At 35.7% G+C, this 12403-nt stretch carries 6 protein-coding genes; 5 read left to right on the forward strand and 1 reads right to left on the reverse strand.

The annotated features are described in order from the left end of the window. The first annotated feature begins 66 nt into the window (after positions 1–66). Positions 67–1863 carry a membrane protein insertase YidC gene (gene yidC / locus NZD88_RS08255; protein ID WP_259828684.1) on the forward strand — a complete coding sequence of 599 codons (1797 nt, stop codon included), beginning with the start codon at positions 67–69 and terminating at the stop codon, positions 1861–1863. Positions 1864–1938: 75 nt separating this feature from the next. Here yidC and NZD88_RS08260 read toward each other — a convergent pair whose 3' ends face one another. Further along, positions 1939–2523: a ribonuclease HII gene (locus tag NZD88_RS08260; protein WP_169236469.1), complete on the reverse strand. Its 585-nt coding sequence runs from the start codon at positions 2521–2523 to the stop codon at positions 1939–1941. Between the two features lie 316 nt (positions 2524–2839). On the opposite strand from NZD88_RS08260, the gene NZD88_RS08265 reads away from it, so the two are divergent. From NZD88_RS08265 to NZD88_RS08280, 4 genes are all read left to right on the forward strand, one after another. Continuing rightward, positions 2840–5833 carry a SusC/RagA family TonB-linked outer membrane protein gene (locus NZD88_RS08265; protein ID WP_259828685.1) on the forward strand — a complete coding sequence of 998 codons (2994 nt, stop codon included), beginning with the start codon at positions 2840–2842 and terminating at the stop codon, positions 5831–5833. Positions 5834–5843: 10 nt separating this feature from the next. After that, positions 5844–7472 (forward strand): SusD/RagB family nutrient-binding outer membrane lipoprotein, encoded by a 1629-nt coding sequence (locus NZD88_RS08270; protein WP_259828686.1) that lies wholly within the window; start codon positions 5844–5846, stop codon positions 7470–7472. Positions 7473–7856: 384 nt separating this feature from the next. After that, a complete protein-coding gene (locus NZD88_RS08275) occupies positions 7857–10850 on the forward strand; it encodes a SusC/RagA family TonB-linked outer membrane protein (protein WP_259828687.1) in 2994 nt (997 codons plus the stop codon). 12 nt (positions 10851–10862) lie between these two features. Further along, complete coding sequence (locus NZD88_RS08280; protein WP_259828688.1) at positions 10863–12284, forward strand: SusD/RagB family nutrient-binding outer membrane lipoprotein; 1422 nt, start codon at positions 10863–10865, stop codon at positions 12282–12284. Positions 12285–12403: the final 119 nt, after the last annotated feature.

Here is a 12403-nt window from a genome sequence, read left to right on the forward strand (position 1 = left end):
TTGTCAGCTCAAAAAGTACATCATTGGTGTACTTTGTTAAATTTAAAATTTTAATATAAAAATAAAATGCAAGAAAACAAAGGAATCGATAAAAGTCAGATGATCAGTTTTGCGGTTTTATGTCTGGTTCTTTTCGGATTCATGTTCTATTTCCAGAACAAGCAGTCGAAAGAAGAGCAGGTAAAAGCTCAGGAACAGAAAAAGGAGCAGGTACAAAATGCGGTAAAACAGACTCAGGCCAACAATATCAATCCAAATGTAACTCCTAGTGCCATTCAGACAGCCAGTTTGAACAACAAAGAGCTTAATGTGGAATTCTCAAGCTTAGGAGGACAGGTTTCTAAAGTACAGCTTTCGGAATACAAAGCATATGACCATAAAACAGATAAAGCAGACCTTCCTCTTTATCTGATTGATAAAAAGAATTCCAACTACGGCTTTCAGTTTAAAGACAAAACTGGAAAAGTAATCAATACTAAAGACTTAGTTTTTACACCGGCTGTAAATGGAAATGCTGTAACAATGACTGCAAACTATAATGGTGCTGTTATTCAGTTTATTTATACATTACTTCCAAAATATACACTGGACTTTAAGGTAAGAACAAAAGGACTTGCTGCTATTACTTCTGATAATAAAGCAGACTTTATCTGGGATTACAGTGTAAGAAACCTGGAAAAGGGTAGAGCACAGGAGCAGTCTCACTCAGAATTCTCTTATGCTTTCAATAATTATAAAGATTATGATTATGATGGAAGAACAGAGATGAGTGAAGAAAAAGAAACGCTTAACTGGATTGGTGTAAAACAGCAGTTTTTCTCTTCTGTAATCGAAGCTAAAAACGGCTTCACACAGAGTAAAGGGAATCAGGAAGCAATTGAAGAAGGGGAATATCTGAAGAAACTTAATTTTGAAGGATTTGTTCAGATGACCGGAAGCGAATTGAATCAGGATTTTACCTGGTACTTTATGCCGCTTGATTTACCGTTATTAAAATCTTATGACAAAAACTTTGACGAAATTTTACCATTAGGATGGTCTTTCATTGGAGGAATGAACCGTTATTTCTTTATGCCTATGTATAATTTCATCGCAGGATGGGGACTTACAGCAGGTTGGGTGATTTTCTTAATGACCATCATAGTGAAGTTGATCTTATCACCCATTATGTATAAACAGCATAAGTTGAGTGCGATGATGAAAGTTATTCGTCCCGAAATTGATGAAGCTAACGCGAAATTCAAGGATGCGGATCCAATGAAGAAACAGCAGGCTACCATGGAAATCTACCGAAAGGCTGGCGTAAATCAAATGGCGGGATGTCTTCCGGCACTGGTACAGATCCCGATTTTCTATGCCTTATTCCGTTTCTTCCCGAACTTTATAGATCTAAGAGGGCAAGGGTTCTGGTTTGCAAAAGATTTGACGGCTTATGACGATTTGATAAAACTTCCATTTAAAATTCCTTTCTTAGGAGATCATTTAAGTGTTTTTGCATTAGCGTGTACAATCGTAATCTTGATTTATACGGTAATGACTTCAGGAAATATGCAGCAGCCTCAGCAGGAGGGAATGCCGAACATGAAAGTGTTGATGTATATCTTCCCGATCACATTCCTGTTTTTCCTTAATACATCAGCTTCTGGTCTTTCATGGTATTATTTTGTATCGAATGCAATCAACATTTTAATTATTCTTGTTATTAAATACGTGATACTGGATGAAAAGAAAATCCATGCGCAGATTCAGGCGAATAAAGAAAAACCAAAATCAGAAGGTAAGTTCCAGAAGAAAATGAGAGAGATGATGGAGAAAGCTCAAAATCAGCAGCAAATTCAAGAGCAACAGAAAAAAAAGAAATAAGATAATAATTTATCATAACAAAAGAGAAGCAGATTACTGCTTCTCTTTTTATTTGTATTGAACTATAGGTGTTGTTTAGTCATATTTCAGTCTGAATGACTGTCTGTGATGTTTTGTAGGGCCGTATTTTATTAAAGCCTGCTGATGGGCTTTTGTGGCATATCCGAAGTTGGTGTTCCAGCTGTATTCGGGATGTTCTTCATGGAGTTCGATCATTAACTTATCCCTGTAGTTTTTGGCCAGGATAGAAGCTGCTGCAATAGAGAGTACTTTTGAATCTCCTTTAATGATACATTGGTGAGGAATAAAATTATAGGGATGGAATTTATTTCCGTCGACCAAAATTAGCTCAGGTCTTATCGTTAATTGATCCAAAGCCCGGTGCATAGCATGAATGCTTGCATTAAGGATGTTATGCTCGTCAATGAATACAGGAGGTAGCTCTGCAATAGCGTAGTTTTTTACATTGTCTTTAATATAGCTATCCAGTTCCATCCTCGTTTTGAATGTTAACTTCTTGGAGTCATTAACCAGATTTTGCTTAAAACTGTCGTCTAAAATAACGGCAGCAGCAACAACTGGTCCGCTTAGGCATCCTCTTCCTACTTCATCACACCCAGCTTCGATGTAAAGATCTGTCCATTTTTGTAATAAATCCATGAGTTTATTTATATCATATCATAAAAGAATCGTAAAATTAGTGAAAATTGTATTTAATTAGGTATACGTTTTTTTTAGATATATTTTTGTTTTAATAAATATATTGCTTCTATTTAACACAATAGCTGTGTTGTATTTAATACAGGTGCTTTTGTGTTCTTTTAAATAATATGTTCTTTTTATTAACATATTTCTAAGTATTTGGTTTCTTGATGTAGTGTTGTTAGTTAATTTAAATATTTTTAACGAAATATTTGGTGATTTTAAGAAAGTTTCACATATTTGCATTCAATAAAAAAAAATAATCAATTTAAATATGAAGAAATTAACTACAAGTGTTTTGGTGGTAGTTCTAACTTCGACTTTTGCAATAGCAAGTGGTCAGAAGCGAGATACTGTTAAAACGACAGAGATTGGTGAGGTAATCATGACCGGAGCCATGAACAGAAAAATGAAGTTGGATGCTCAGACTTCAACAGCTGCTGTTGTTAGTAAAGAGAAACTTACACAAGCCGGAGCTCCCAATGCTATTGCAGCCCTAGCAAGTAAAGTTCCTGGTCTTACTATTAACAAAACAAACAGTAGTATTGATGGGACTTATGATATCAAAATCAGAGGTACAAGAACATTAACGGGAAGTACTTCTCCTTTGATCGTTATTGATGGTGTAATCTCTTCTATGACTATTTTCCAGTCTTTACCGTCGGATATGATCGAATCTGTAACAACCTTATTAGGTCTTCAGGGTGCTGCTCTTTATGGATCTCAAGGGGTAAACGGTGCAATCATTATAACCACTAAAAAAGGAAGTGGAAGCAGAAAACCTAGAATTAGCTTTAACAGTAATGTTGAATTTGATAATGTGGCTTTCACTCCAAAAAGACAGCAAAAATATGGTCAAGGATGGTATGGTGATAGAATCCACGTAGAGAATGGTTCATGGGGTCCCGCTTTTTCTGATCCTGCATATGCTGGCCAGCAAGTAGCTATTGGTGTTCCTTTTTATGATGTAAATGGAGATGGATTTATTTTTGTAAATTCAGACGGTGATGTTCCGGCGGCAGATGCTGCTTCATCTGTGTTTGCTCCATTCGCTCCAAGAAAAAAGGATAATGCCAAGGAGTTTTTCCAAACTGGTCTTAACCTAAACAATACATTGACTATTACAGGAGGAAGCGAGGGAGCTTACGCTGGATTATCAATTAACCGTCAGGACAGAGAATTTATTGTTGCTGATGATAAATTAAAGAAAACTTCTGTTATGTTTAACGGAGGATTTAAAATGGGTAAACTATCTTTAGATGGAACTGTTACTTATATCAACAGATCTATTTCTACGACAAGTTCAGACCTTTATACTAATCTTCTTCAATCATCTCCTGAAGTTCCAATTACGGATTTTAAAAACAGTCCGCATCCTTACGGATGGACTATGTATTATCAGAACCCTTACTGGACTATTAATAATGTTAGAAATAATTCTAAAGTTGATATCTTAAACGGAACAATTTCATTAGGGTACAAAATCAATGATCATATTTCCTTAGTTAATACAGGATCGGCTCAGATTACCTCAACTGATGTTCTGAATTATAATAATGGTTATTCTGCAGCGAACGCAAGACCATTAGTTAGTAATATAAACAAAGTTGGTGTACTGGGTGCAATTACATCTAGTTTATCACAGTCTAATGCAATTTCAAGATACTTCTATAATGATTTAATGGCCAATTTAAATTATGACTTAACAAAAGACATTAATTTCAAATTGACATTAGGATATAACGTACAGCAGACAGAGTCTAAAACGACTTCAGTAAGCGGTACTGGAATTAAGATTCCGGGAATTTATCAGTATTGGAACTTGTCAAATGTGACTATTCCATATAACTTGAATAACAGAAGGTTTACGGATAATAAGTATGCATTTTTTGCGAATATGGATCTTTCCTATAAAGACTATTTATTCGTAAACGGAACCGCCAGATATGAAAATACATCTAAGCTTCTTCACTCTGATAAAAACGTTGCAAGTGATGCAGATTATTTCTATTATTCTGGAGGGGTATCATTTATGCCTTTAAAAGCATTTAATGTTGAAAGTGACATTTTAAGCAGATTGGTAGTAAAAGGATCTTATACTAGAGTAGGGAATGACCCAGTAAATGTTTTTGGTATCGAAGATACTGTGGTTTTAGGAACAGGATATCCGTTCAGTTCATCATTGCCACTAAGTTTTGTTAATAATCAGACTCCAACCGATACTAATATCAGACCTGAAATAGTAACCAGTAATGATGTCAGTATAGGTTTAGGATTCCTGAAAAACAGAATTACCTTGGATGCGAGTTTCTACATTCAGACTACAAAAGACCTTATCACTAACCAGACTACTTCATCAGCATCTGGAATAAGATTTACACCAGTTAATATTGGGGATATCCGAAATAAAGGGATGGAGGTTACTTTAGGGGCAACACCAATTAAAGGAAATGATTTCTCTTGGGATTTAAATCTTGGATGGTCTATTAACAGAACTAAAGTAATTGAGTTAGCTAACGGACAGGATGAAGTAAACCTTTCTACTGGAGGGTATGCTGGAATCTATGCTATAAAAGGAGAGGAATTCCCTATGTTGAAGGCTACAGCTTATATGAGAGATGATCAAGGTAGAATCATCATCAATCCTGATAACGGGAATCCATACATTACCAATAACTATGTGAATTTTGGACGTGTTACACCAAACTATACACTGGCATTAAATACAAACTTTAAGTATAAAAACTTCGGACTGTATGCAGTATTAGAGTACAGAAACGGAGGTAAACTGTATTCAGGAGCAATGCAGGGGCTGGCTTTTAGTGGAAGTCTTGAGCAGTCTGCAGAATATGACAGAACTCAGGGAGGATATGTTATCCCTAACTCTGTTTACATGAATGCAGCTGGACAATATGTTGAAAATACTTCGATCAAGTCAGGAGGAGAAAGCTATGGAGATTTGCCGGATTACTACGGAAGTGTATATTCAAGAATCGGAGAAAACTTTATCATGAGTGGTACAGCATTTAGAGTTAGAGAATTAGGTATTTCTTATGCATTGGGAGCTGATACAGCAAGATCTATTGGTTTAACAGGATTGAGTTTCAGTGTCTATGCAAGAAATCCATTCTATAAGTTCGCGAAAGAAAACAGAGGCTATGTAGATCCTGAAGCATCATTTACTACAGGAAATATTTCTGGAATTTCCAACTCAAACCAATATCCATCAACGAGAACAGTAGGTTTCACTACTACAATTAACTTTTAAATAAATCATAATGAAAAAGATATTAATACCTATTTTAGGAATGACAACGCTGCTGTTTTTTAACTCGTGTAGCGATGATTTCTTAGATGTTAATAAAAACGTAAACGAAGCATATACCAATCAGGTAACACCTAAAGACAGACTTGGGGCAGCGGAATCTGTTATTTTCAGAACGCAAGCTAATACCATGAACAGATTTGGTAACCTGATGATGAATGCTTGGGCTGGCAATATCTATTACTACGCTTCTCCTTACGGGGATGAGTTCAGAATGAGAGCGGATTCTCAATTTTACAGTAATATCTGGGATAATCTTTATTTAGGCGTGGCTAACTTTCAGACCATTATAGATGCTCCTGATGCGGCAAAGTATCCGCACCACGTTGCAGTAGCTAAGGTGATGAAAGCTTATTATATGCAGACAATTGTAGATCTGTATAATGATGCTCCATATTCAGAAGCGTTTAAAGGACAAGCTAATAAAAACCCTAAGTATGATAAATCTAAGGATATTTATAAAGGTCTTATAGCAGAACTAAATCAGGCACGTACACTGATCCAGCAGACCCCAGAGGCTACAGTTTACAACCTTGCATTTAATGAAGATCCTATTTTCCAAGGATCTGGTGCTACGCAAGATCTAGCTAACTGGAGAACTTTCTGGACTCAGATGGCTAATACTGTGAAGCTGAAAATGCTGGTAAGACTTTCTAAATGTACAGATGCGGAAGTAACAACTTGGAGAAATGCTGAGTTGCAGAGTATGGCATCACTTACAACCAATACTGCTAACTTTATCAGTGCAGATGTTAAGATTCAACCAGGGTATAATGGTGCTGTTACTGATCAGAGAAACCCATTCTATAACACATATGGAAGAATAGACATTAGTTCGGGTGAGGTTGGTGCAGGTTTCAGACAAACATTTGCATCTGAACATATAATAAATACATTGACAGGGCAAACTCCTTTAACATCTGGAGTTGTTGATGGAAGGCTTCCTAGATTATTTGTAGGCCAGGGGATGGGATCTGCTAGTACTGCTACTGCTGCTTATGTAGGACAGCCTCAAGGAGGAGGTAAAGAAGAGGGAATGACAGAAGGAGATTTTGCTACACTAGGTCTGTTCATGTCTTTCGCTCAGAATACAACACAGGCTAATACTTTCGCGGCTCTTCCAGGTCTTGTATTGACTTTAGGTGAGGTGAGGTTCTTACAGGCTGAGGCTTCTTTGGTATATCCTGCTACTATGGCATTTAATGGCCAGACATCATTTAACGATGGTGTTACTCAATCGTTCCTGACATTGGGTGCTAGTGCAGCATCTGCTAATGCTTATCTTACTGCTATTGCAGCAAAGCCGGGATTAAGCTGGAATGCTACAGCTAATAAAATTGAAGCTATTCAGTATCAGAAGTGGATTGGTTTAACGAATATTAACCCAACTGAAACGTATATCAGTTATACAAAAACAGGTTTCCCTCAGTTGCCGATGCCAATAGGATCATATTATTCGTCTAGACCTAAGAGATTGATGTATGCTCAGTCTGAATATATTTCCAATACGGCTAATGTACCTAACCCAAGTATTGATGATATGTATTCTATCAATGCATATTCTCCGTTCTGGTTGAAATAACCGAAACAAATTTTTAATATATTTTATTACCGCCTTCGGGCGGTTTTTTTTGTTTTATGGTTTTTGAAAGAGCTTTTTTGTGAATAATAATGGTAAAAACGTCAAATTAATAGAATTTAAAATCTATTAACATTTATTTCGTATGTATTTGATTATGAGTGTTTTTAGCTTTTTTAAAATGATTTTTATGATTTTTTTTATGTTCAGAAAAAAAACAACTACTATGTGATTTATTTTGTTTAAAATTCTTTATATGTGTTTTTTTGTGAAATAAATTACTATAATTTATTTTATTTCATTTATAAGTACTGTTTATTTTGATATTTCTTTGTGTTTTTAAGAAAGTTTTGCAAATTTTATAAAGTAATAAAATGAAATATTGATATGAAGAAATTAACAACAAGCGTACTTATACTTGTGTTATCTTCGTCGCTAGCTGTAGCCAATGCTCAGGAGGTGAAGAATGATACTGTTAAGGCTCAGGAAATTGAGGGAGTGGTTGTGACGGCACTCGGTATTAAAAGAGAGAAAAAGTCTTTGGGCTATGCATCTCAAGAAATTAAGGCAAGTGCTCTTTCTGACGGAACCACAAACACGGGGAATATTGCCGCACAATTATCAGGTAAAGTAGCAGGTCTTAATGTTACCACAAATAATAACTTTGGAGGGTCTTCCAATTTGTTGATCAGAGGTGTAAAAGCATTAGGGGGAGGTAATCCACTTATCGTTATTGATGGGTCTCCTGTTAATAATGGTAATACTCAGGCGAATTCAATTGACTATGGGAATGCCCTTTCTGACATTAACCAGGAAGATATTGAATCTATCAACGTATTAAAAGGTGCTGCAGCATCTGCACTATATGGAGACAGAGGACTGAATGGAGTTATTGTGATTACTACTAAAAATGGTAAAGGAAAAGATGACGGATCTTTGGGAGTAACATTCTCTTCTGCTATACAAGTAGGATTTATCGACAAATCTACTTTTCCTGAATATCAGACAAAATATGGTGCCGGATATGCTCAGTCATTCGGATCAAAGGCGGCTGATGGTTTAAATTATGCAAATTTTGGAGCAGATGCTTCATGGGGACCTAAATTTGACCCTAATTTGATGGTATATCAGTGGGATTCATTCAATCCTTTATCTCCTAATTACCAAAAAGCAAGACCTTGGGTAGCTGCTGAAAATGGACCAATTACATTTTTCAACAATCCTGCTTCATACATCAATAGCGTAACGTTGGAAAAAGGACAAAAAGGGAAAAATATTAGTTTTACTTATGAAAATATGATGTCTGACGGGTTGATGCCTAATTCACATCTTAATAAAAACAATTTCTCTTTAAAGGTTAATTATGATCTGACTCCTAAATTACACTCTACTTTTTATTCTAGCATGACTTTGCAGGATACGAAAGGGAGAAGTATTACAGGATATTCAAATAATATTGCAACAGGCTTCAGACAATGGTGGCAAACCAATGTGGATCTTGCTGATCTTCAAAGCATGTATTTAGCGAACATAAATGTTGCCAATGCATCCAATAATTATGGTAATGTTACTTGGAGCAGAAAATCAGCGACCAACGGAGCTCCGGCTTATTGGAACAATCCATATTTCCAGGCTTATCAGAATTATTCTTCAGATAAAAGATATAGAAACTTTACTTACGGCCAGGTAACGTATGATTTGTGGGACAATATCTCTGTTACCGGAAAAGTTTCTTATGACAGAACAAGTCTTACCGCTGAAACCAGATTGGCTGTAGGATCCTTGCCTCAGGCTTTTGGGCAGTCAAATAACGTGATTGGCTCGGGGTATGGAAGACGTGATATTATACAGGCGGAAACCAACTATGATCTGATGGTGAATTATAAATTCAATATTACGGATAACATTAACATTTCCGGAGTGTTGGGAGGAAACATTCGAAGAAATTATAATAGTTCAATCTATGCTTCAACAGAGGGAGGATTAGTAGTTCCTGGAATTTTTGCGCTATCTAACTCTAAAAAAGCACCTCTGGCATCAGATGAACTTGAATCTACAGAACAAACGAATTCAATGTATGCTACTGCCTCATTTGATTTCTATAAGAAATTCTATTTAGATGCAACCTGGAGAACAGCTGAATCATCAACATTAAAAGCTGGTAATAATATCTATAATTATCCGTCTATTACAGGATCATTAATTATGTCTGAAATTCTTAATACCAAAGAATGGATGAACTTCTGGAAATTAAGAGCCAACTATGCAGAAGTGGGAGGAACAGCAAGTCCATACCAATTGGTTAATAATTATAGATCAGCTGGAATTTTATCAGGTACGGGTATCTATAATTCTATTTTAACACAGCCTTTTGAAGATCTAAGACCTCAAAGATCTAAAGAATTTGAAATAGGTACCGAAGCACACTTTTTAAGAGACAGAATTACGCTTGATGTAGCTTATTATAAAACAAAAACAATTGATCAGATTATTCCTCTTGCTGTTTCTGCGGGTATAGGATTTACTGCAAAAGTGATCAATGCTGGTAGAATTGATAATACCGGAGTTGAAGTACAATTAGGGCTAGTTCCGATAAAAACAAAAGATTTCACATGGAACATTGATGCCAACTGGTCCAAAAACCAAAATAAAGTTATAGAACTGAATCCGGGAATCACCAATTATTTATTAAATAGTTTCCAGGGAGGAGTATCTCTAAATGCCAGAGTAGGTGAAGCTTGGGGAACATTAGTAGGAGCTGATTATACTTACCTAAACGGGGAAAAAGTAATTGACCCGAAAACCGGAAAATACTTACAAAATCCTAATCAGGTGATTGGTAATACTACTCCGGATTGGATTGGTGGTATTAGAAATAGTTTCAGCTATAAAGGCTTCTCTCTAAGTTTCTTAATTGATATGCGTAAAGGAGGAGATGTATTCTCAACCGATATGTATTATGGATTATCATCAGGACTTTATAAAGAAACAGCCGAAGGAGATTACAGGGATAAACCTATTGTTTTATCTGGTGTTCTTCCAGATGGTACCCCAAACAATATTCAATTATCGCCGGCTGATAATAATGGTGCTATGGGATATAAAACACAACCTTCCAGAGAATTTGTTTATGATGGTTCTTTCATTAAGTTAAGAGAAGCAAGTATTGGATATACGCTTCCAAAATCTTTATTGGCGGGAACTAAAATTTACGATGCAAAAATTTCGATTGTGGGAAGAAACCTATGGATAATTCACAAAAATTTACCATATGCTGATCCTGAAGCCATGGTAGGTGGAGGCATTAACTCTTACGGCTGGTCTATTGGTTCTATGCCAACAACAAGAGATTTGGGTATCAATGTTACATTTAAATTCTAAATTACTTTAAAAATGAAAAATATTATAAAAATAAGTTTGGTATCTGCATGTCTTGGGTTGGCTTTAAGTTCATGTCAAAGTGATTTAACCTCTCTTAATGTTGATCCCAAACATCCATCAGTTCTTCCATCTGATAATCTGTTAGCTACTGCTATGTATCAGTCATCCTATTATATGGATAATCCAAGCGTGAATTTTAATAACTACAGATTCTTTACACAACAATGGGCAGAAACTCAATATCCGGATGAAACTCAATATAATCTGGTAACTCGTAACCAACCTCGTAATCATTTTAACAGAATGTATGTTTACAGTATCAATAACCTGAAACAGGCAAAAATGAATCTGGTTAATGAAGTAGAGACAGATGATATACGTACCAACAAATTGGCAACCTTAGAAATTGAAGAAATTTTTATCTGGGAAAATATTGTGGATACTTATGGGGATGTTCCTTATTCTGAAGCTTTCAAACCTAATGAGATTTTAACCCCTAAATATGATGATGCCAAGACCATTTATCTTGACTTAATCAAAAGAATTGATGCTGCTACTGCTACTATAAAGCCTGCAACTACAGGTTATGCTGATTTGGTATACGGTGGTAATATGACTAAATGGAAAAAATTTGCTAACTCTATTAAATTAAGATTAGGAATGAATTTGGCAGATGTTGACCCCGCATTATCAAAGACAACTGTTGAATCTGCCATTGCAAGTGGGGTAATTTCTTCTGATGATGAAGCTTACAAATTCAAATATGACGGAGGGACTTTCTCAAATCCAGTATATGATAATTTAGTAGCTTCCAACAGAAACGATTTTATTCCAAGTCAGTTAACTATTAATACCATGAGTAGTTTATCAGATCCAAGAATGGACATATGGTTTACAAAAGTTGGAGGAGTTTATAAAGGAGGAGTTTTCGGAGAATTAAATGATCCTTATACTAATTTCTCTCAATTAAGCTCTTACTTTAGAAGTGCTACTACAGCATCTAACCTGTTAAGTTATGCGGAAGTAGCCTTCTTAAAAGCTGAAGCTGCTGCAAGAGGATATTCTGTCGGAGGTACTGTCGCAGATCTTTATATTGCTGCTGTAACAGAATCTATGAGAGAAAATGGAATAAGTACGACCAATACAGTAACGTATTTAGCTGCTAATCCATTTAATGTGGCCAACTGGAAACAATCTATCGGTACACAAGCTTGGATTGCAATGTTTAACAAAGGGTTTGCAAGCTGGAACTTTACCAGACGTCTGGATAACCCAATACTTGTTAATCCTCCAAAATCTAATTTATCATCTGTACCCTACAGAATGCCTTATTCTGATCAGGAATATGTGTTGAATGGTGCAAATGTTAATGCTGCTGCCAGTAAGATTGGAGGTGATAAAGCTACCACGAAATTATTTTGGGATATAAATTAATCTGATCCTAAATACTATTTATAACCGCCTTCGGGCGGTTTTTGTTGTTTATAGCAGTAATGGGCATAATTTGAGAAGAAAAATATAGTATGCGTAGCATTGTATTGAGTTGCAGATAA

The sequence above is a fragment of the Chryseobacterium pyrolae genome (genome assembly GCF_025153485.1).
GTDB lineage: Bacteria > Bacteroidota > Bacteroidia > Flavobacteriales > Weeksellaceae > Chryseobacterium > Chryseobacterium antibioticum.